Origin of the sequence: Maribacter sp. PR1 (assembly GCF_028464145.1) — a bacterium.
Classification (GTDB): Bacteria; Bacteroidota; Bacteroidia; order Flavobacteriales; family Flavobacteriaceae; genus Maribacter.
The window spans coordinates 87,527-110,051 of sequence record NZ_JAQPCG010000005.1 but is presented as its reverse complement, the minus strand read 5'-3'; the positions used below and the strand labels follow the sequence as shown (position 1 = coordinate 110,051).

Below are 22,525 nucleotides of genomic sequence, written 5' to 3'. Positions count from 1 at the left end.
AGATGAGATATATAAGCTATTTAATTATCGGTATATTTTTCGGAATCATTATGTATAAATCCGAAGCATCTTCATGGTTCAGAATATATGAAATGTTTCAATTTGGTTCATTTCACATGTATGGTATTATTGGCTCTGCCCTTATATTGGGGGTAATCGGGATACAATTGATTAAGAAATTCAAAATAAAAGCAATAGGCGGTGCAGAAATGAATTTATACCCTAAGAAAAAAGGGGTTGTCAATTATTTATTCGGTGGTATTATTTTTGGATTAGGTTGGGCCCTGGCAGGGGCTTGCCCAGGACCTATGTATGTACTTGTAGGAGCTGGTTATTATTCTATTTTAGTGGTGATTGGCGGTGCACTTTTAGGAACTTTTGTATACGGAATCGTAAAAAACAAACTACCCCATTAAAATTCCCTTTCCTAACCTAATCAGGTTATACAGGGGCAAGAGAATAATTTATTACTTTATTGTTTGGGATAACATGATTTTTATCATCATCCTGTTCAAATAGAAATCATAATTTAGGGTAAACCCTAAATTTATACCGATGACTATTCTATATGCCACAGATTGCACTAAAAACTCCGTTCCTGCACTTCAATATGTGCAGAAACTATCATTGCAATTAAAGGCAGATTTGGTGATTTTATATGTTTATGATATACCTCCCATTGCAGGTAGAACCATAAAAACCGAAGATCAAATACAACGGAGCCTTAAAACTGAAAAGCAGGAGTTTCTCATTAAATATTGCATCCAGAATTCCATACCAGAAGCGGATAGTCTCTCACTTACCTATAAAGTTGAGTACGGTACTTCCATATCCAAAACCATTTTAGATCATGCCAATGGAATGGATATTAATTTGTTGGTTATGGGGATGAAAGATGAACACACTCGAAGAGGGTTGTTTTCAGGAAACATAGCAAATAGCCTGCTTAACAAAACAACTTGCAAACTTTTAATAGTACCAAACAAGATATCCTTCCGACCCATTAAAAAAGTGCTTTATGCAACCGACTTTGAAGAAGAGGACATTAGGGCTATCGATCATATTACCAAGTTATTTCCCAAGGAAGACATGTCCCTTAAAATAGTACATGTAGATACGGACGATGATAAGAAAGGAGAAGAACAATTGGAGTGGTTTAAAGAAATGTTACTTAACAAAATAGATTACGGGAACTTATCCTTTAATATTGTCACCTCCGAATCCATAACTTTAGGCCTACGAAAGTACATGGACGATGAAAATCCCGATATAGTGGCTTTATTGGAAAGGGATGAACATAATTTATTTAAAAAACTATTTCATAAGGACCTCGTGAGGTCTATGGAATCTCAAATTAATATTCCCCTTTTATCAATAAATCATTTAAGTCTAAAATGAATCCCACAATTTCTGATTTACAAAACCAATTCAAAACTATTATCATTATATTATCAAACGTACTTCTCCAAGTTCCTCTAATCGATAAGGAAATTTATCGCCCGGAGAACCTATAAACATAAAGTTAGTTGGTATACTCCATGTCTTGGATAGCTCCGTAATTTTTTCGGGACCAAAAACCCCTTCTACTTCAATAAATTCAATTTCAATGGAAGGATAGGCCCTGTTCAATACCTGTATATCGTTTTTTAAGTTTTTAATTACCTGGACACCCTTATCCAAAACCGATACGATTTTTAATTTTCTTGTCGCCTCATTTTCCTTAATATATATCATTATTTTATTTAAGGTAGCTACGTCGTCATGGTTGGTAAAATAAACAAACTGCTGCCCGTTTATTTTATGAATTAGCAACTGAATCCTTTCCTGTAATCCACTAAGAAAACCACTTTTGGGAAAGAGATACCGTATTAAATATAAGAATGAACGAAGTACGAAAGTGCGCTTCAACATAAAGAAAACAACCAGCAAAGTGGGTAATAGATACTCTAAAAAAATACCTAAATACTCGGGGTTAAGAATAATATTACCGATGATAGCGGCTACTGTTGCTGAAACAGCTAAACTTAACCCAAGCCAACTAGCTCTTTCAGGTCGGGGCAGTCGACTCCTGTTTATCTTTAAAAGCATATTTCCTACGCCAAATAAGGTCATCACAGCTAAAAATGCAATGGTATATACACCTGCTAATTTGGCTAAATCCCCTTGGGTTACAAAGAGAATGGAGGTACAGAGAATAAAGAATAGTATAAAAATTAGATAGGAACTTCCACGTTTGTTCTTTCTTAACAAGGGATTGGGTAAAATTCTATCCAAAGCCATTCTTTCCATCAGACCGCCTACCCCAACGAAAGAAGTAAGTACGGCGCCACTTAGTACTAAGGCCGCATCAATTCCAATTAAATAGGAAAGCCAATTTCCACCGGACAATCCTCCCATAAGGGACAATAAAGAATCTTGATTTTCCACTACCGCACCAATAGGAACAATTGCCAAAGCAAGAAAGGCAATGAGTGGATTGAAAATAGTTACCACAATCCACATGTTCCTCAAAGTTTTGGAAAACACCCCTTTTTGTTGCTCTTCTACATAATTGGCCGAGCTTTCAAAGCCGCTTATTCCAAGCATAGAGGCAGAAAATCCAAGAAATAGGGCTGTTATAACACCACCCTGTATTGGCATATTAAAGTTGGCCGACAACACTTCGAACCCATTTTCAAAAAAGTAATTCAGACAAAAAGTACATAGAATGGTTAAAGAGATAAGGTGAAATATAAATATACCAATCGCAACTTTAGACGATTCTCCAATTCCCAAAATCACCAAACCCATAAAAACCAAAAGTAAAGTTATTGTTGTAGGCAACACTGGTATATATCCCCAAATACTATGGGCGTATTTTACAGCTTCACTCGATGAGATAACCGCCGTTGCCATATAAGACAGAACTGTCAAGGAAGCCGCCAAGGAAGCTGTAGATTTTTTTGTTGTATTTAACAATGCATTATAAGCTCCCCCATTGAGAGGTAAGGCACCAACCACTTCACCATAAATTTTCCGAAATAAAAAAAGAACAGCGGCTACCATTAATAGGGAAATCCAAGCATACTGACCAGCATAAACTATGGCAAGAGCTGATACATACAAACAAGAAGAACTGATATCATTTCCGCAGATTGCTGTAGCCTCCAATTGGTTTAACTTCTTTTTCATGGTTTTTACTTAGTGTTCCAAAGTTAACGACCTATATATGTTAAAATTAAGAAACAACCTATTAGGAAATAGGGCTGATATGGAAAACTTTGAACGCTATAACTTTTAAAAGGTAAATTGAAGACTTAATTAAGCTTTAGATTTAATAAACTCATATTAAAAAATTTTCGAATAGAAGCCGGATTTAACTCAATCTTTTTGCCACCTATTGTGATTTGAACGAATCAAAATTCTTTGGAAAAGGATTCTTTATTTGTAGGAATTTTATCTACCTTGGAAAATCTTTTAACTTACAAATTCCAGTTCAATTGGTTCCCAATTGACGAGGATTAGTAATATTGTTTTAAACTCTATTTGATTTTATGTGGAAAAGAGTTTTTAAATTTTTTATATTTCTCTACGCACCTATTCTGGTGTTGTCCTTATTATTCTTTTACCTTCAAAAAAATAATCAAATAGAGCAACTCACTCAAATACAGGAGAGAGCTGCTATTCAGAAAAAAAACCTTGTGGTAGATCTTTTCTCTGGAATTATCCATGATATCAACTACTGGTCAAACTTAAATTATCCTAAAAACTTCGATCCTAATGAAACCCATTCCAGGATGATGGGGCCCTACATGGACCTTATAGAAGGTACTAGGGATTACGATCAGTTCCGGTATTTAGATATGGAGGGAAAGGAGTTTTTTCGAGTGGAACAACTAGGAAGGGAAACCATTATTAGTGACACTTTACAGGATAAAAGTCAAAGGGAATATGTAAAGGCCGGCCTTAACTTACGTCCAGGAGATGTGTACCTATCACAAATAGACCTAAACAAAGAGTTCGGAGTTATAGAAAAACCATATAAGCCTGTTATAAGGGCCGTTGCGCCTATTTTTGATATCGACGGTAAGAAGTTTGGAGTTGTAGTCATAAATTTTAAGATGAATAGAATTTTGGACCAATTGAAATCGAGCCTAATCAATGACAACTTCTATTTATTGGATTCCGATTCCAATATTATCGCAACCAATACTTTAGAGGAAAATTTACCAAGTGCAAGAATTGTCCTAGAGGGTCTTGATAGTCTATCCATTGCAAAATTACCAAGAAAACAGTTCAAAATAGCTCAGGATACTAGTTTCCTGCATAATAAAAGTCTTTGGACAATCAGCCATTTAGACCTTAACCGACAACATTCTATGGTTAGCCCGTATTCCTATGATCTGTTGAATATTAAGACGCCTACTCAATGGATCATAGCCATGCAAATCCCTGAGAAGGATATGTTCGAAAATTTATTTCCTATTTATACGGGGCTTCTTGTATTCAACTTTTTTGCAATCATTAACTTATTTGTGATTATTTACCTAGTTCAAAGAAGAAGGTTACAGAGAGCTGAATTTTACAAGGAACTGGAAACTAAAAATAAACGTTTGGCATTTAAGAGGAATAAACTACAAGAACAAAATATCCTTATATCCGATATTAATCGTCGTTTGGAAGTGCGTAATAATCAATTAAGTGAATTTAATTATGTGGTATCCCACAACTTAAAAGCGCCCGTTACGAGCATGTCTGTCATTGTTAACATGCTCAAAAACGAAAAGGAACCCGGAGAAAGAACAAATTTGCTATTAAAGCTTGAAAAGGTTTCAAAAAGCATCTTAGACCTTACTGACGATATCAGTGAATACATCTCTATTTTGGACAATAAGAAGATTGCCGTTAAAAATGTTGATGTAAATCTAGTAATAGAAAAAGTTAAACATGAATTTACAGAAACATTATTGGATAATTCAAATTTTAATGTAATTGTAAAAACAGATGATTGGAATCAAGTTTCCTTCTCTAAATTTTATTTACAAAGCATTATCCAAAATTTAATGTCCAATGCCATAAAATACAAACGAAAGGATACAAATTCATTCATTCATTTTGAAACAGCATATGAGGACAACAAAAAGGTCATGTATATTAGGGATAATGGGTTGGGTATCGATTTAGAAAAGCATGGGGAAAACCTTTTTGGTTTATACAAAAGATTTCACCGAAACGTCTCGGGCAAAGGCATGGGATTATTTCTAGTGAAGTCCCAATTAGAGGCTTTAGATGCCCTAATCTCCGTTAAAAGTGAAGAAAATATAGGAACCACTTTTAAAATAACCTTTTAATCAATATGGAAAAATCAAACATTTTGTTAGTAGATGACGATGAGATTTATCTTTATCTTATGGAAAAATCAATCCAAAAATTAACCGATGATCTCGTAGTTAATTCCTTTACGGACGGAGCCCAAGCTATCGACTTTATTTCGGACCAAGTCCAAAAAGGACGGGAACTACCCGAGATTATTTTATTGGATATAAACATGCCATTTTTGGATGGATGGGGGTTTTTGGCCGAGTTTAAAAAACTAAAACCTAAACTTGAACAGCATATCAATATTTATATGATAAGCTCATCTTCCAGGGAGGAGGATATTAAAAGGGCCAAAAGTTTCGAAGAATTGACAGGGTACATGATAAAACCTCTAAAAGAGGATGAACTTACCGAAATTTTTAAGAAAGCCTATAATGATAGTTGGTAATTCCAAATAACCATAAAATAGTATTACGATCATTAATTTAGTGTTATAATATCCATAGTCTCAACACTCCAATAATTAGGCAGATTTTCGTCAATTCTTTAGTGAATAAATTATCAGTTAAACTAGACACTAATTATATCATAAATTCTTAGACTAAATTGAATAATTAAGGCTGTACAACCGGGCCGTAAAAAGAACAAAATACAAAAAAGTGATTTGCAAATGCAAATCACTTTTCCATTCAGTCGGGATGACAGGATTTGAACCTGCGACCACTCGACCCCCAGCCGAGTGCGCTACCGGACTGCGCTACATCCCGAAACTTCAATATAAGGACCAACTAAGTGTTGGCCTCGTAGTTTTTAGACCTCCTCAGAACATCCTGTAGTGCAGTTTATCCTGAGCTCGCCTGCACTGAGCGCAGACGAAGTGTCGAAGGGCTACATCCCGAAATTGGATGGCAAAAATAAAAAAGATATATAGATTACCCCCTATCTTTTTATGAAATTTAAAATCAACGCAGACTTTCTATCCATTCAAACATTCTTTCCGTCCAACCGCGTAAGTGCATATCATTTCGCGCTAAGGAAAATCCATGCCCACCTTTAGGGTAAATATGCATGGTAACGGAAACCCCATTATCCTTCAACGCCCTATAAAATAACAAGCTATTCTCCACTGGTACTCCTGTGTCATCTGTAGCGTGTACCAAAAACGTTGGAGGCGTTTGAGGAGACACCTGTTTTTCATTCGAAAAATGGTCCACCAAATCTACTGGGGGATTTTCTCCAATCAAGTTTTTTCTAGACCCTCCATGCGTATTAATCCCAAAAGTAATCACAGGATACCCCAACGCCATAAAATCCGGGCGCGCACTTTCATTATCTGCATCGTCCACAGAATCATAGACTTTCTCATCAAAATGGGTGCCAAGGGTGGAAGCTAAATGTCCGCCAGCTGAAAACCCAATTATTCCAATCTTTTTAGGGTCAATTTGATACGCCTTAGCATGGCTTCTAACCAACCGCATTGCTCGTTGCGCATCCATTAAAGGAACGAAATGTTTGTCCTTTTGGGAAGCATTAGATGGAAGTCTATATTTAACAACGATGCCTGCGATTCCCTTACTATTCAATAACTTTGCGATATCAGTACCTTCCCAGTCATAGGCCAAAACACCATACCCTCCTCCAGGGAAAATTAACATGGCCTCTCCCGTAGCATTTCTTTGTGAAGGCAGATATACTTCTATAGTAGGTTTCTGTACCTTACTGATTATTAATATACCCTCATTTTTATGGATTTCCTTTTCATCCATTTTTAGCTGATTCGGAATTTTTCCATCGGGCCACAGGGGCATTATAGTGTCTTGTGATTGTACTGTTATGGCCATTAACAGTAAGATGCCAAAAATTATGTTTTTCATGTAATTAAAATTTGTTATTGTCCGTCTTGTCCAATAGTTTTTAGAATTAATTATTCGCAGTCCCACTTAAAGTCTGCTATTTTTTCATTGGATGCTGAAGACAGGTTGTAATGCCACCATTCTGTTCGTATGGACCAAAATCCATGCTTTTCCATCGTTTCCTTTAATAGCTTTCGGTTATCCAGAATCTCTTGAGGAAGGTCCATATTGTCATGATAAGCCCTTTTTCCAAAAAAATCGAAATCGGTTCCCATGTTCAGTTCCGCACCATCCATATCCACCAAGCTTATATCCACAGCCCCTCCTTTATTATGAATAGAACCTTTTACCGGATTGGCGACATACTGGGGATTGGGAACAATATCCCACATTTTGTACTGTACGGAGTTTGGCCTATAGCAATCATAAAACTTTATTTTCACACCCTTCTCCATAAAGTCCTTGTTCGCGGCAATTAAGGCCTTGGCTGTTTTAACCCTAGTGTAACATTCCGCACAATCATAAACTTTGGCCTTTAAAAAGTTGTTTTCCGTGGCATAACGCATATCATATGCAAAATCTACACTGTAATCCGCTAATCTTATGAAAGTGGTATCCGCCAACCCATCAAAGGACTTTAAATATACTTGTGGAGATTCCTTTTTTTCGTCCTGAATGATTTTCTTCTCCTCCTTCTCTTCTACTATGTTGGATGTTTCTTCCTTTTCTACCTTTTCACCATTTTTACAGGATAAAAAAGAAAGTAGGACAAGGCTGTAAAAAAAATATTTCATCTTCGGTTTTGAGGGGTTTAAAATACATTTATTTAGATCAACTTCCTAGAGGGTCAAAGGATACAAAACCAATTTCCAAATTGTTCCATCGTCCTAAATCGAATTATTAGTACCTTAACCACTCACAGTCAAACAAAAACCAAACATGTCTACAAGAATTCTCCCCTTAGTACTACTTGCTTTACTTACTTGTTGCAAAAATAAAACGACCGTAACAAAACATGAGGAACCGGAACCCGTATCCAAATGGATGCTAGGTTTTGAAAAAGCCGATAAAAATCCAATCATGATCCCGGACTCTACCTTTGTATTTACGGACCCGATGACGGGGAATGAGGTTCAATGGCAAAAAGCGGATGTATTCAATCCTGGAGCCATCGTTAGAAACGATACCGTTTTCCTTCTTTTTAGGGCAGAGGACAATCCCGATGCCATTCTGGGAGGGCGTACTTCACGGATAGGCTTGGCCTATAGTACCAACGGAATCGACTTTACCAAATATCCGAAACCCATTTTTTTTCCTCAAAATGATGAATTCAAGAAATGGGATTACCCAGGAGGAATGGAAGATCCCAGAGTCATTGAAACTCCAGAGGGCAACTATTTGATGTATTACACAAGTTGGAACAAGGATGTGGCCAGATTATCCGTAGCGTCCTCTCCCGATTTAAAAAACTGGACCAATCACGGCCCTATTTTTCAGAAGGCCTATGACGGTAAATTCTTGGATATTTGGAGTAAATCAGGTTCTGTGGTTACCGAATTGAAAAATGATAGGTTGATTGCCAAAAAGTTTGATGGTAAATACTTGATGTACTGGGGCGAATTATTCGTAAACCTTGCTGAAAGTGAAAATGGTATTGATTGGACACCTATGCTGGATGAAAATGGTGAACTCCTCCATGTCTTTAAACCGACTTTGAATGAGTTTGATAGCCATTTGACCGAGCCAGGACCCCCTGCCTTATTCACTGAAAATGGAATTCTTCTATTATACAATGGAAAGAATTTATCTGGAGAAGGTGCTACGGATAAATATCCGGAAGGTACCTACTGTGGAGGGCAAGTCTTATTCGACAAGGATAATCCTTCGAAAATGATTTCCAGGCTGGAAACCCCTTTTATTTGCCCAAGTCTACCCCATGAAGTCAGCGGACAATATAAGGCTGGAACAACCTTTATTCAAGGATTGGTCTATTTTAAGGACCAATGGTTTTTATATTATGGAACAGCCGATTCCATGGTGGGATTAGCGATAAAGGAATAATACATTATGTTCAAGATACAAAGAGAAGTTGCCTACGCTATTTTGCTTCTCCTCCTTTTGACGGGTTGTAAAGAAAGGAATCAGGTTTCCACAGAAATAACATTGAAAAAACCCAATGTTATTTTGATTATGGCCGATGATCAAGGATGGGGAGACCTTAGTTTTCATGGGAATACGAATCTGAATACACCTAATATCGATGCCATTGCCAAAAATGGTGTGTCGTTTACCAATTTCTTTGTTCAACCTGTATGTTCCCCTACCAGGGCCGAACTATTAACTGGAAAATATTTTAACCGTCTCGGCGTGCATGGTACCTCTGCAGGTGGGGAGCGCATGGACTTTAGCGTACCAACGATAGCTGAAATTCTCAGGGAAAATGGATACCAAACCGCTGCTTTTGGAAAATGGCACAACGGTATGCAACCTCCCTATCATCCCAATGCCAGAGGATTTGATGAGTTCTATGGATTCGCCTCGGGCCACTGGGGCAACTATTTTAGTCCCCTATTGGAGCATAACGGGGAACTCGTCCAGGGTAGCGGTTTTTTAACGGATGACCTTGCCGATCATAGCATTGACTTTATGAAAGCGAACAAGGATAATCCTTTTTTTATATACCTACCCCTGAACACTCCCCATAGTCCTATGCAGGTACCCAACCCCTATTGGGATCGTTTTAAAAATAAGGAGTTAAAAATGACATATCAAAACCCGGAAGCTGAAAATATTCTCTTTACACGAGCTGCATTGGCCATGGTAGAAAATATCGATGATAATGTAGGCCGTATTCTAGAGAACTTGGAAAGGTTGGATTTAGAAGAAAATACTATAGTAATCTATCTTTCGGACAACGGACCCAATGGTTGGCGATGGAATGGAGGTATGCGAGGAAGAAAGGGCTCTACCGATGAAGGAGGTGTCAAAACACCCTTTTTCATTCAATGGAAGGACCATATAAAAATGGGAACAAAGGTACAGTCCATTGGGGGAGCTATTGATATAACCCCTACCCTGCTTGGTCTTTTGGAAATTCCTAAAAATGATTTGCAAATGGATGGTAAAAATTTAGCACCCCTAATTTGGGACCCAGGTGCTACTTTTGAAGACCGTATTCTTTATAACCATTGGGAAGGACATACCAGTCTCAGGACACAAGATTTTCGCTTGGACCATGAGAACAGATTATATGAAATGAACAGCGATCCGGGACAAAAACAAGATGTTTCGGATAAATTCCAAGTACTGCGAGACTCATTAATACGGGAACGAGAAAAGTGGTTAACCCAATACCCGCCGTTAACCCATACATCGGATACCCGACCCTTTACCTTGGGACATCCCAAATACAAATTCACCCAATTACCGGCCCGAGACGGCGTTCCATCGGGTAAAATAGAGCGCAGTAACCGTTTTCCCAATAACACTTTTTTCTCCCAATGGACCCAAGCCCGGGATTCTATTTTTTGGGATGTGGACGTATTGAAAAAAGGAAAGTACCAGGTAACGCTCTATTACTCCCTACCGAAGGACAATGAGGGAGTTGAGCTCATTTTAAGCCAAGGAAAAAACATCCTCGTCAAAATGCTGGATACGGTACATGACCCACCGCTAAAAGGCATGGAAAACGACCGGGTAGAGCGCATGGAGTCTTACATTAAGGATTTTAAACCCATAGATATGGGAATAATTAGTCTTGATGCCAAAAGAACACCCCTTGTTTTAAAGGCAAACCGAATGAAAAGTAGCGGTCCTGAGGTCCGTCTACTACAATTTGAGCGTGTGGACTGATTACTTTTTCATATTTTGCAATCCTTTAATATACTAAGCATGTCAACAAAAAATATTTCCCGAAGAAACCTAATAAAAACAGGAACTTTATTTGCCGTTTCGGCTACATCGGGTATGGCCTTGGGCTTCCCAAAGGCGCCTAAATCCAATTTGAAAATCGAGGAACAAACCCACACGCTACCGTTTAGAATAAGCCTAAACACTTCAACTTTAATGGCTTATAAGTTACCGGTTGATGTACAGATTGAAAAGGTTGCAGCCGCGGGATTCGACGGTGTTGAACTTTGGATGCGGGACATCATGACCTATCTAGATCAAGGAGGTAGCACAGAATCCTTAAAAAGAAAGTTACAGGAGGGAAATCTTAAACTGGAAAACATCATTGGTTTTTCGGAATGGTGTAGCGATGATCCGGAAAAAAGAAGTAAAGCTATAGACCAGCTTCGTAAGGAAATGAAAATTATCAAGGAAATGGGTGGTAGCCATATAGCCGCTCCCATTATGGGGCTTTCCAAACTGGAACCATCAAAAATGCAGGAATATGCAGACCGCTACAAGGCTATCCTGGATTTAGAAGAAGAAACGGGTGTCATTCCCGTACTTGAACTTTGGGGCATGGGTGCCCTTCATAGAATTTCGGACTGTGCGCAAATAGTCATAGCAACCGGTCACCCCAAAGCTTCCATACTTTTGGATTTTTATCACGTATATCGAGGTGGAAATTCTTGGGACACCGTTGATGTGCTTAATGGGGCCAAATTACCTGTAATGCATATGAACGATTACCCGGCAGAACCTACGTACGATAAGTTGACCGATGCAGACCGTGTTCTACCCGGAAAAGGGGTTTGTCCTTTTGACTATGTAGTCCCAAAGCTTTATGAAGCCGGTTTTAGAGGTGCATTTTCAGTAGAGCTTTTCAATAAGGGCTATTGGGAATCCATGGATGCCGATACCTTATTGAAAAAAAGTTTTGAAAGTTCGGTATTGGTCTTAAGTAAAGCATTGCAAGAAGCCGGAGAATATTAAGTATTCATTTAGGAAAAGTAATTAATCATTAAGATTACTCCATCCTAAGAATATCACTGTCCTTATACCCTATCCGTTCTGCTTTTGCCTCAAAAACTAAATCGTCGGGTAAGGGTTGAGTGTATATATTCCAGACCGAGTCCATAGGCCTTTTCCATATGATGGTTGCATCTTTTTGTGGCGAGATTAAATGAACCATGGATTCCTTTATTTCAACTTCCAATGCCGGTATCTGCTGAACCATACCTTCAGGTAACCACTTATTTATCAAGTCTTGTTCTGGAATACCCCCCAAATCTTTGGTATCTTTTATCCAGTCGGTCAAAATATTGCGATAAAAAACTAGGGTGTCCTTCATTTCAGGAAGGTCCGCCAAATTGTTCAATTCAAAAGGATCGTTTTTTAAATCATATAACTCTTCTTCCGGTTTCGTAGGCTTTAACCATGAGGCCTGTTCTTTATTTAATTTTCCGGCTTTAAATAATTCTCGCAGTTCTTGCATCATAGGCATCTGCTCTCGATAGGCTACTGGAAGGGCATGACTCAAATTGGTGTTATAACTTTTTATGTATTTAAAACGCTTACTACGAACCGCCCTTAGTCGATCGTAGATGGCATCAAACCGATCAGCGGTATGAAAGGTATAGGATGGTTTATTTTTTACTTCATATTTGCCAAAGTGAGCTACACCTTGCATTACTTTTGGCGGTTCTATTTCGGCAAAGGATAGTACTGTCGGTGCATAATCGATAAAACTAATTAATCGGTCGTCACGTTTTCCGGCGTTGTTGTTTTCCGGGAACTTAATTACCAAAGGCACTTTTAAACCTGTATCGTAAAGCGCTCTTTTGTGCCGAGGAAACGGACCGCCATGATCTCCATAAAAAAATATAATCGTGTTTTCGTAAAGTCCATCTTCCTTTAAATCGGAAATAACTTCACCGATTTGGTCATCCAATCGTTTTAGGTTACTGTAATTTACCGCTAAATCATGACGTACCACATCGGTATCCGGAAAGTATGGAGGAACATTAATTTTATTAGGATCTACAAAAAGAGAGTCCTGACCCCGGCTCCATATTTGAGATTCATGACAGACAGAAAAATTAAAAACAGTAAAGAAAGGCTGTCCCATACTTCTTTTACGCCAATGACGTTCGTTAGAACTCTCGTCCCAGGCCGCCTCGGTCTTTTCAAAATTATAGTCTTCCTTTGGTCCATTTGCAGTGTAATAACCTACTTCACGTAAATATTCCGTAAACATTTTAACACCATTAGGTACTACTGGGGAGTAACTGGGTAAACTGTCCAATAAAGGTTCATTGATTGGTGCCCAAGGTTTGTGCGTTCTCATATTATGGGTTCCCAAGGTCGTGGGATACATGCCAGTAATAATCGCACTTCTGGCTGGGGCACACACCGGAACCGGTGCTACCGCATTGGTAAAGACCACCCCATCAGCTGCAAGAGACTCCAAATTAGGCAAGGGAATCGTGGAATCCCCGTACATGGGAAACCATTCAGGAGATTGATCCTCCGCCACCAACCAAACAATATTGGGTAAATCTTCGGATACCATATTTTGGCCCTCCTTTTCCTTATCGGAACAACCAAACAAGAAAAAAGTTACTAATGCAGTAATCAGATATTTAGGAGACATAAGCTTCAAACAGTGTTCACATAAATATATGGTTTTTATAAACAAAAAGCCGTTCAAAGTTTCCATTGAACGGCTTTAACTCAATCTATCAATTTTGAACTACTTTAAACTTTTCAAATACTCTAAACTTTCTGGAACCTGTTCCACCACTCGGCTTGATTCATCCTCAATGAACATATACTCCAAACCAAGTTTCTTAGCTTCGGCAACAACGCCCGCAATATCCACCTGACCTGTCCCCAAAACCACATTGGTCTCCACATCTTCATGACCCGTATTGTTACCCTTTACCCCATGCTCCATATCCTTTAAATGTAATAAGGTCATCTTACCGGGATATTTTTTCATTAGGGCCACGGGATCTGCACCACCATGTTTTGCCCAATATACATCGAGCTCAAAAGTGAAGTCCGTGGCATTTTTGGCCATATAATCGAAGAAGGTTCCCTCTTCATAGGGTCTGAATTCATAACCATGGGCATGGTAGGCCAAAGTAAGTCCTTCTTCCTTTAATCGTTTTCCGGCACTATTGAAAACATCAGTGGCATGTTTGGTTTCTTCCAATCCCCAATTATTTCCGTCATGTGGTACCCATGCACACATCACATAGGTAGCACCAAAATCCTTTGCATTTTTAATGACCTTACTCAGGTTTTTTTCCAAGTCATTGAAATCGGAGCCTACGCTAACGACATCAAGGTTATTTTCCCTTAACAAATCCTGAAAAGCTTCCAAGGACATGCCATAAGTACCTCCACCTTCAATCTTAGAAATACCCCATGAATTAATAAGTTTTAAGGTTCTAGGTACGTCCTCCTTAAATTGGTTCCTTAAACTGTACAATTGTAAACCTACTTCTTGTGCATTGGCAGCTACGGCCATACAAGTGATAGCAAGAAACGTCAAAAGCTTTTTCATCCTACTTTTTTTTATGTTAACAGATTACCTTCGTCATCCCATTCCGCGATAACATTTCTCTTGCTCTGGTCTACACATTTTGCAATCCACTCCGGATCATAGGCTACTCCATGTTGATCTAACACATCTTGTGGAACTCCGTCCCAAACGTTGGGTTGGTTTCCTTTATAGCCCAAATCGGCTATTCCCACTTTTGAAGTATAGTAGCCGGTTACCGTTAAGCCCCGCATCAAATAAAAGAATTGAATTTCCAAGGGTTGTTCGTTCAGAGGCGTTTCCAAATCATGCCAACAAATTTCATCACAAATTTGTTTTTTTTGCTCCAAGGTTGCCGATTTAAACTCGGTACCAAATTCAGTATTGCTCTTATGGTCCAACCACATTAGACCTCCCAATAAGGTTGGAGCCATTTCTGGTATATCTTTGCCCATAAACTCTACCAAATCCGGTACACCAGCTTCAATAGGGCCGCCATGAGGTTCTTTGGGAGGTAGAATGACCACGCTTATTGCAGCTATCGTTTCTAATTCATGTTCATTAAAAAGTTGTTCCGCTTTTAACTTTTCCAGTCGCTCCAGCTCTGCCGGTGTTCGACCAAAATACTTATCACTACTTTCTGTAATGGCTTGGTCAATGGCTTCGGTTTTATCTGTTTTACATGCATTGAAAACCAACCCAGAACCGGCAGCGGCTCCACCCAATATTAAGGTCTGTAAACTTTTTCTTCTATCCATCTTCTAAATATTTTGTTGCTTCAATTGTTCAATAATATAATCCGATGCTCTCCATGATAATGCCATAATGGTCCATGTACAGTTCTTATCAGCTTGGGAAACAAAAGGTCCTGCATCCACAATAAAAACATTATCAACATCATGTAATTGTTGGTATTTATTGGTTACAGATGTCTTAGGATCATCACCCATTCTTGTTGTTCCTACTTCGTGTATAATTTGTCCAGGTGCCAAAAGCCCATAATCTTGTTCTTTGCCAGGTTTTTCACTTAAGGGGATACCGCCCATGTTATGTATTAATTCCTCAAAAGTATCCTGCATATGTTTTGCCTGATTTATTTCATATTGAGAGTGCTTATAATTGAATTTTAACACAGGTATACCATATTTATCAACGGTAGTAGGGTCTATTTCGCAACGATTTTCCTTATAAGCAATAGCTTCTCCACGACCACCAAACCCAATAACGGAACCATAATATTTTTTCACATCATCCCTTAGGCTGTCTCCATAACCACCAACCTTCAGACCAAAAAATTTGTTCATTCCGTTAGGGTCAAATCCAAAACCATAATTTGGCTGGCCCATACCACCCCAAACTTCAATATGATATCCTCTTGGGAAATCCAATTTGGAATTGTCTCCCCACCAAGGAGAATATACATGCATGCCTCCTACACCATCTTCATTATAGGAAACTTTTCTGTTCATTAAACCTGGAATTACACCTGAAGCACTTGCTCCTGTAGAATCATGAAGGTATCTACCCACTATATCACTACTGTTACCTAATCCATTCGGGTGTTGTTTGCTTTTGGAGTTAAGTAGGATTCTTGCGGAACTACAGGCAGAAGCTGCAAGTACAACCACTTTTCCTTTCAACTTATATTCCTTTCTATCGTCCTTACTAATATAGGACACTCCCGTAGCCTTACCTTCTTCGTTAGTTGTAACCTCCCTTACCATGGAGTTTACAAAAATCTTAACCTTACCGCCACTTTTCTGCGCAGGGAAGATTAAACAACTTCCTGCTGAAAAATCGGCATATACTTGGCAAGAACGGCTACATTGTCCGCAATAGAAACAAACTCCCCTTTCATTGTTAATCCTTTTGGTCAACATGGAAAGCCTTCCAGGAATAACGGGTACCCCTGATTTTTTTGCTCCATCTATATAAAACAATTCATGTAGCCTTGGTTTTGGGGGCGGAAGAAAAAAGCCATCAGGATCATTTTCTCTTCCTTCATTAGTTCCAAATACCCCAATCAACTTATCTAATTTATCGTAATAAGGTTTCACATCCTCATAACCAATAGGCCAATCGTCCCCGTGTCCATCACGTGTTTTACCCTTAAAATCTTTTGGTCCAAAACGTAAGGAAATACGGCCCCAATGGTTTGTTCGTCCGCCTAACATTCTAGCACGCCACCACTTAAAATCCGTACCTTCCTCATGGGTATAAGGTTCACCTTCAACTTCCCAATCCCCCCAGGACATATCCCATTCCCCAAAAGCTCTATCGGTACCTGCTCCTCTCCTGGGAGAGTCATAAGGCCATTTAAGCTGTGTCATGGTTACTGGGTCCGCCGGATCAAAAAATGGACCTGCCTCTACAACGGCAACATTGAGTCCTGCATCCGCCAATTGTTTAGTGGCCATACCGCCACCTGCTCCAGAACCTACAATAATAACATCATAAATTTCGGAGGATTCTTTTATCTGCATAACTTGGTCTTTGGTTTTACTTTCACAATTTAAAGAATAATTCAAATAATATTGGATTCAGCACATGTTTACATGTACAAATTCATGAATCATAGTGTTTATAATATCGCAATTACTTGAATTGTAATTTGCTTTAAACCTGTTTCAATTTATTTTAATTTAACTGCTCACTACTAAAAGTAGACGCCGGTAAGCCCGCTGAGTTGAACAAGTTCGAAATGGCTATACTCTCATAAGCATATCTTACCTTTTTTGGTTTTTCCACTTCTTTTGAACTAACCACTACCTTTCCATTCTTGATTCTTGCTTTCGCAGGATACCAGTTTCCGTCCGATGACTGCAATTCAAAAAAATCTAATTTTCTTCCCTCAATGGTTAGGCCGTCATCATACATGAAACTCACCTCAACTTTGTCTTTTATAACTTTTGCATCTTTAAAAAGTGGTCCATACACCATTTCATCCAAAACATTGTAATGCTGCTTTAAAGCTATATTTGCCAATCTAATACCTACATCCTTTTTATTCCTAGGGTGAATATCGTCAATCGTACAAATATCACTGGTCATGGCCATTCCTGTATTGGAAAGAGAAAGTGTTCTTCTTTGCTGGTCTCGCACTATACCACCTTCAAACTCGCCACCATATTTATAGGGAGCAATTTGAACATAATAAAATGGAAAATCATATCCCCATTTATCTCTCCATGACGCTATCATAGTCCCAAAAGTATTTTCATAGGATTCCGCATTGGCAGTATTGGACTCACCCTGATACCAAAGTGTTCCACTGATTTTGAAATTGGTCAATGGAGCAATCATAGCATTATATAATATGGATTTTTCAATAGGCACCCAAGGATTTGGTTGTATCAGCTGATAGGATTCCAATAACTCGGGATTATTCTCAAATTCCTCCTCCGGGGTCCATACCTCGGCACAAGATGCACCCCATGAAGAATCAATCAACCCTATGGGAATATTCATTTTTTCCTGCATGTGCTGGGCAAAGAAATAGGCTACCGCACTAAAATCGGGCATAGTTTCCGAAGTACATACCTGCCATGTCCCCACCAAATCATCCTGGGGATCTTCCGATGTTCTTTTTTCGACAGTAAACAGCCTTATAGTTGGTTTATTCGCATTGGCAATGGCTTCCTCTTTATTTTCCAATCCACTGTTGGCACTCCACTCCATGTTGGATTGACCAGAACACAGCCAAACCTCTCCAATTAGAACATTTTCCAAAACAATCTTGTTCGATTTTCCGTTAAACACTATTGAATAGGGTCCTCCCGCTTTAGGAGTGTCAACCAGAATACTCCATTTGGCATTAATTTCCGTTTTAATATCATATTCTTTATTATCCCAACTTGTTGTTATCGTAAACTCCTCACCTGGATGTGCCCAACCAAAAAGTTTCACTTCTGCTTGCCTTTGTAAAACCATGTTACTTGAGAATATATTTGGGAGTGAAATTTCTGCCTTGACGGTAGTTAGGCACAAAAGAAAAAGAAGTAAAAATATTCGCTTCATGATAATTTATTAATTTAACCCACCCAAATATAAATATTTAATAAGGAAGGATTTATTTTTATATCAACATGATATGTTTTTATGAACCAAATCCTATAACTTACAGCGCAATTTTTATGTGCTCTATAATTTAAAATACGTTTTATGTCCGATGAGAAACAGTTTTTTGGAAGAAGGAATTTTATAAAAGGTGCATCAGCCTCTTTATTGTTATCCTCGATGGGGAGCTACGGATTCGAGTTCTTTAAAGACGAAAAACCTAAAAGAGTAGCACTCATCGGTACGGGATGGTATGGAACAAGTGACCTGTTCAAACTAATTCAGGTAGCCAATGTAGAAGTTATTTCACTTTGTGATGTAGATTCAAATTTTTTAAACGAGGTAGGCACGTTAGTATCCCAAAGACAAAAAAACGGGAAAGTACCGAAGCTATATTCCGATTACAGGGAAATGCTGAAGAAGGAAAACCTAGATATCGTTTTAATTGGCACCCCAGATCACTGGCATGCCCTAATGTGTATCGAAGCCTTAAAGTCAGGTGCCCATGTCTATGTTCAAAAACCTATTAGTGTAGATGTCCTTGAAGGAGAGGCCATGGTAGCAGCAGCAAGAAAATATAATAAAGTAGTACAGGTAGGTACTCAGCGAAAGAGTACGCCCCATTTGATAGACGCCAAACAACAAATTGTGGATAATGGTCTACTAGGAAAGATTGGTCATGTTGAGATGTGTTGTTATTACCACATGAGAGCTAATGGAAACCCTCCCGTACAACCCGTTCCCGAGTTTCTGGATTATGATATGTGGACCGGACCAGCACCGTTAAGACCATATGATGGAATTCCGCACAGAAGGTGGTGGAGAACCTTTAGGGAGTACGGAAATGGGATTATGGGCGACATGTGCGTTCACATGCTGGACACCGTGAGATGGATGCTGGACCTAGGGTGGCCCAAACAAATAAGCTCTGAAGGTGGAATTTATATACAAAAAGATGGAAAATCCAATATTTCCGATACACAGACTGCTGTCTTTGAATATGACGATTTAAACTGCGTCTGGCAACATAGAAGTTGGGGTAACCCTGCGGATCCCGAATATCCATGGGCCTTTGTCATATACGGGGATAAAGGGGTTCTTAAGGGAAGTACTATGCAAGCTGATTTCATTCCCTATGGCAAGGAAGGTACACCTGTACATTTCGATGTCCTATATGAAAAGGAAAAGTATCCGGAGGACCTTATTGAAAAGGATAATGAATTGAATGCTGCACCCGCCACAAGAAGACATATGATTAACTTTCTAGAGGCAATAGCTAATGGCACAAGACCCGTTGCGGATATTGAAGAAGGACATATTTCCACGGCAAGTTGTATTTTGGCCAACCTATCCATGGATTTGGGCAGACCACTGGTTTACGACCCTAAAAGCAGAACGGTTCTGAACGACAAAGAAGCAACCGAGAAGTTACAAAGGGATTATCGAGGTGATTGGCAGCATCCACATCCAGATAGGGTTTAGGCTATTGTAATTTTCTTGTAGAATCCCTAACCAAAAGGCTCGTTTTAACCACCTTGGTCTCAAAAGGCCTTTCAGGCTGTTTTATCCTTTTAATTAGAAGTTCCGCGGCCTTTTCACCAATAAATTTACCATGCTGACTTACCATGGTCAAGGAAGGGGTTACATATTGTGATAGTTGACCGTTGGTAAAACCAACGATGGAAACATCATTTGGTACCTTATACCCTCGGGATTTTACAGTATGCAGAATTTTAACCGCCGTAATTTCATCCAGTCCCAATATGCCGTCTATAGGTTTATAATTTAACAAAAAGGACATTAATAAATCCAAATCGTCCTTGGCCGTAAAGTTTACCACCAATCTTTCATCATAAACCCTACCAGCTTCCTCCAGGGCTTTCTTATAGCCCGCCAATCTTAATTTGCCCACACTGGACTTACCAATTGGGGATACAAATGCAATATTTTTACATCCAAGATTAAAAAAGTATTTAGTTGTTTTATAACCCGCTTCATAATCGTCGACAATGACCTTATCACACGCTATTAAGTCTGAAACCCTATCAAACAAGACCAGTGGTATCTGACTATCCGTAATTTCCTGTAAGCTCTCTAGCCTTTCTTTTACCTGGGTTTCCTCAGCTAAAGAAATAATCAATCCATCTACGGTGCCCGAATCTAAAAATTCCAAGGTTTTCGACTCCTTTTCAAAGGATTCATCACTGATACAACTAATGATATTATAACCATTTTCATTCGCTACTTTTTCGATTCCGTAGAGTACCTGAACAAAAAAATAATTTAAGATATTCGGAACTATTACCCCTATAGTCTTAGTGCTTCTATTTAAAAGGTTTAGGGCAAGCTTGTTCGGTTTATAGTGATTTTCCTTAGCGTATTCCTGTATTCGCTTTTTTAAATCCTTACTTATTTCATGACTATCGTTTATAGCTTTAGAAACGGTAGAAATGGAAACGTCAAAATATTGCGCTATGTCCTTTAGGGTAATCTTTTTCATTACAACAAACTAAAAAGGTCTTGAAACATATCAAGACCTTTTCTATTCAATACTACAGAACTATATGTACTGGTTTATTATATTTTCAAATAATTCCTGTTTACCACTTACTAAAGGTAATTCGCCATTTTCCTTTGCTATTGTGTATAAATCCTTCAAATCCAATTTTCCTTTTTCGAAATCTTTTCCTTTACCGGAATCGAAAGAGCTATATCTTTTTTCGCGTAAACTATTATATGCAGAAGAAGAAATTATTTTATCTGCGGTTATTAATGCACGTGCAAAAGTATCCGCACCTCCAATATGGGCCAAGAAGATATCTTCAAGGTCCGTAGAGTTACGTCTGATTTTGGCGTCAAAATTAACTCCTCCGCCTTGTAGCCCCCCTGCTTCCAAGAAAACCAACATGGCTTCGGTAGTTTCCTGAATATTATTTGGGAATTGGTCTGTATCCCAGCCATTTTGATAGTCCCCCCTATTGGCATCCAAACTACCTAACATTCCGGCTTTACCTGCAACTGCTATTTCGTGCTGAAAGGTATGTTGGGCCAAAGTAGCGTGGTTTACCTCAATGTTGATTTTAAAGTCTTTGTCCAAGCCGTACTCACGCAAGAATCCTATGGCGGTAGCGGAGTCAAAATCATATTGATGTTTCATAGGCTCCATAGGCTTTGGTTCAATAAAGAAATTACCCTTAAATCCTTGACTGCGGGCATAGTCCCTGCACATGACCAAAAACTGTCCCATATGGTCCAATTCCCTTCCCATATCCGAATTTAATAAGGACATATATCCTTCTCTACCTCCCCAGAAAACGTAGTTTTCACCATTAAGTTCCATCGTTGCATCCAAGGCCAACTTAATCTGTGCACCTGCCCTTGCCACAACGTTAAATTCAGGATTGGTGGCCGCACCGTTCATATAACGTGGATTTGAAAAGCAATTTGCGGTTCCCCACAGCAGTTTTTTACCCGTAGCTTTTTGTTTTTCTTTGATATAGTCCACGATAGTACTTAAACGTTTTTCAGATTCTACAAACGTTGGCCCTTCTTGGATAAGGTCAAAATCATGAAAACAGAAATAATCAAAACCTATTTTCTCGAAAAACTCAAAAGCCGCATCCGCTTTATCCTTGGCCGCCTGCACCGGGTCCGAAGATTCATCCCATTCGAAATTCTGGGTTCCCGGTCCAAAAGGATCAGATCCCTGTCCACAGAAGGTATGCCAATAGGCAATTGCAAATTTAAAATGCTCACACATCGTTTTTCCTGCAACAACTTGTTCCGGGTTGTAATATTTAAAAGCAAAGGGATTATCCGATTCCTTTCCTTCAAATTTAATAGAGTCTATTCCTTTAAAATATTGCTTGTCTGCCATTATTGT

General features: G+C 38.8%; 18 protein-coding genes and 1 tRNA gene. 8 read left to right on the top strand and 11 right to left on the bottom strand.

Annotated elements, in window-relative coordinates; genetic code table 11:
* The first annotated feature begins 2 nt into the window (after positions 1 to 2).
* Together PP182_RS11385 and PP182_RS11380 are read left to right on the top strand one after the other, a co-directional pair.
* A complete protein-coding gene (locus PP182_RS11385) occupies positions 3 to 416 on the top strand; it encodes a DUF6691 family protein (protein ID WP_272651375.1) in 414 nt (137 codons plus the stop codon).
* A gap of 139 nt (positions 417 to 555) precedes the next feature.
* Positions 556 to 1,398: a universal stress protein gene (locus PP182_RS11380; protein WP_272651374.1), complete on the top strand. Its 843-nt coding sequence runs from the start codon at positions 556 to 558 to the stop codon at positions 1,396 to 1,398.
* Positions 1,399 to 1,443: 45 nt separating this feature from the next.
* Here PP182_RS11380 and PP182_RS11375 read toward each other — a convergent pair whose 3' ends face one another.
* Positions 1,444 to 3,171 carry an APC family permease gene (locus tag PP182_RS11375; RefSeq protein ID WP_272651373.1) on the bottom strand — a complete coding sequence of 576 codons (1,728 nt, stop codon included), beginning with the start codon at positions 3,169 to 3,171 and terminating at the stop codon, positions 1,444 to 1,446.
* Positions 3,172 to 3,533: 362 nt separating this feature from the next.
* Here PP182_RS11375 and PP182_RS11370 point away from each other — a divergent pair, with 362 nt between their 5' ends.
* Positions 3,534 to 5,330 carry a sensor histidine kinase gene (locus PP182_RS11370; RefSeq protein WP_272651372.1) on the top strand — a complete coding sequence of 599 codons (1,797 nt, stop codon included), beginning with the start codon at positions 3,534 to 3,536 and terminating at the stop codon, positions 5,328 to 5,330.
* A gap of 5 nt (positions 5,331 to 5,335) precedes the next feature.
* Positions 5,336 to 5,746, top strand: coding sequence for a response regulator (locus PP182_RS11365; RefSeq protein ID WP_272651371.1), 411 nt, complete (start codon positions 5,336 to 5,338; stop codon positions 5,744 to 5,746).
* 245 nt (positions 5,747 to 5,991) lie between these two features.
* Here the strand turns inward: PP182_RS11365 and PP182_RS11360 are convergent.
* The 3 genes from PP182_RS11360 to PP182_RS11350 form a co-directional block, all read right to left on the bottom strand.
* Positions 5,992 to 6,065: transfer RNA gene (locus tag PP182_RS11360), tRNA-Pro, on the bottom strand.
* Positions 6,066 to 6,260: 195 nt separating this feature from the next.
* Entirely contained in the window at positions 6,261 to 7,172 is a 912-nt protein-coding gene (locus PP182_RS11355) for an alpha/beta hydrolase (RefSeq protein ID WP_272651370.1), read from the bottom strand.
* Positions 7,173 to 7,222: 50 nt separating this feature from the next.
* Positions 7,223 to 7,945, bottom strand: a complete 723-nt coding sequence (locus PP182_RS11350) for a M15 family metallopeptidase (protein ID WP_272651369.1) — start codon at positions 7,943 to 7,945, stop codon at positions 7,223 to 7,225.
* Positions 7,946 to 8,090: 145 nt separating this feature from the next.
* On the opposite strand from PP182_RS11350, the gene PP182_RS11345 reads away from it, so the two are divergent.
* Genes PP182_RS11345 through PP182_RS11335 form a run of 3 tightly spaced genes read left to right on the top strand, consistent with a single transcriptional unit; the run spans position 8,091 to position 12,032 of the window.
* On the top strand, positions 8,091 to 9,212 hold the full coding sequence (locus tag PP182_RS11345) for a glycoside hydrolase family 130 protein (RefSeq protein WP_272651368.1): 1,122 nt from the start codon (positions 8,091 to 8,093) through the stop codon (positions 9,210 to 9,212).
* Positions 9,213 to 9,218: 6 nt separating this feature from the next.
* Entirely contained in the window at positions 9,219 to 11,003 is a 1,785-nt protein-coding gene (locus PP182_RS11340) for an arylsulfatase (RefSeq protein WP_272651367.1), read from the top strand.
* 39 nt (positions 11,004 to 11,042) lie between these two features.
* Complete coding sequence (locus PP182_RS11335; protein ID WP_272651366.1) at positions 11,043 to 12,032, top strand: sugar phosphate isomerase/epimerase family protein; 990 nt, start codon at positions 11,043 to 11,045, stop codon at positions 12,030 to 12,032.
* 34 nt (positions 12,033 to 12,066) lie between these two features.
* Here PP182_RS11335 and PP182_RS11330 read toward each other — a convergent pair whose 3' ends face one another.
* From PP182_RS11330 to PP182_RS11310, 5 genes are all read right to left on the bottom strand, one after another.
* Positions 12,067 to 13,758: a sulfatase family protein gene (locus PP182_RS11330; protein ID WP_272651365.1), complete on the bottom strand. Its 1,692-nt coding sequence runs from the start codon at positions 13,756 to 13,758 to the stop codon at positions 12,067 to 12,069.
* Between the two features lie 33 nt (positions 13,759 to 13,791).
* Positions 13,792 to 14,610, bottom strand: coding sequence for a sugar phosphate isomerase/epimerase family protein (locus tag PP182_RS11325; RefSeq protein WP_272651364.1), 819 nt, complete (start codon positions 14,608 to 14,610; stop codon positions 13,792 to 13,794).
* A gap of 11 nt (positions 14,611 to 14,621) precedes the next feature.
* Positions 14,622 to 15,344, bottom strand: a complete 723-nt coding sequence (locus PP182_RS11320; protein ID WP_272651363.1) for a gluconate 2-dehydrogenase subunit 3 family protein — start codon at positions 15,342 to 15,344, stop codon at positions 14,622 to 14,624.
* A 3-nt stretch (positions 15,345 to 15,347) separates the two neighbouring features.
* Entirely contained in the window at positions 15,348 to 17,069 is a 1,722-nt protein-coding gene (locus PP182_RS11315) for a GMC family oxidoreductase (RefSeq protein WP_272651362.1), read from the bottom strand.
* Between the two features lie 154 nt (positions 17,070 to 17,223).
* Positions 17,224 to 18,603 (bottom strand): sialate O-acetylesterase, encoded by a 1,380-nt coding sequence (locus tag PP182_RS11310; protein WP_272651361.1) that lies wholly within the window; start codon positions 18,601 to 18,603, stop codon positions 17,224 to 17,226.
* A 144-nt stretch (positions 18,604 to 18,747) separates the two neighbouring features.
* Between PP182_RS11310 and PP182_RS11305 the strand changes: the two genes are divergently transcribed.
* Positions 18,748 to 20,124, top strand: coding sequence for a Gfo/Idh/MocA family protein (locus PP182_RS11305; protein WP_272651360.1), 1,377 nt, complete (start codon positions 18,748 to 18,750; stop codon positions 20,122 to 20,124).
* 1 nt (position 20,125) lies between these two features.
* Here the strand turns inward: PP182_RS11305 and PP182_RS11300 are convergent, their stop codons facing one another.
* Positions 20,126 to 21,142, bottom strand: coding sequence for a LacI family DNA-binding transcriptional regulator (locus tag PP182_RS11300; protein WP_272651359.1), 1,017 nt, complete (start codon positions 21,140 to 21,142; stop codon positions 20,126 to 20,128).
* A 60-nt stretch (positions 21,143 to 21,202) separates the two neighbouring features.
* Positions 21,203 to 22,519 (bottom strand): xylose isomerase, encoded by a 1,317-nt coding sequence (gene xylA / locus PP182_RS11295; protein ID WP_272651358.1) that lies wholly within the window; start codon positions 22,517 to 22,519, stop codon positions 21,203 to 21,205.
* Positions 22,520 to 22,525 lie beyond the last annotated feature (6 nt).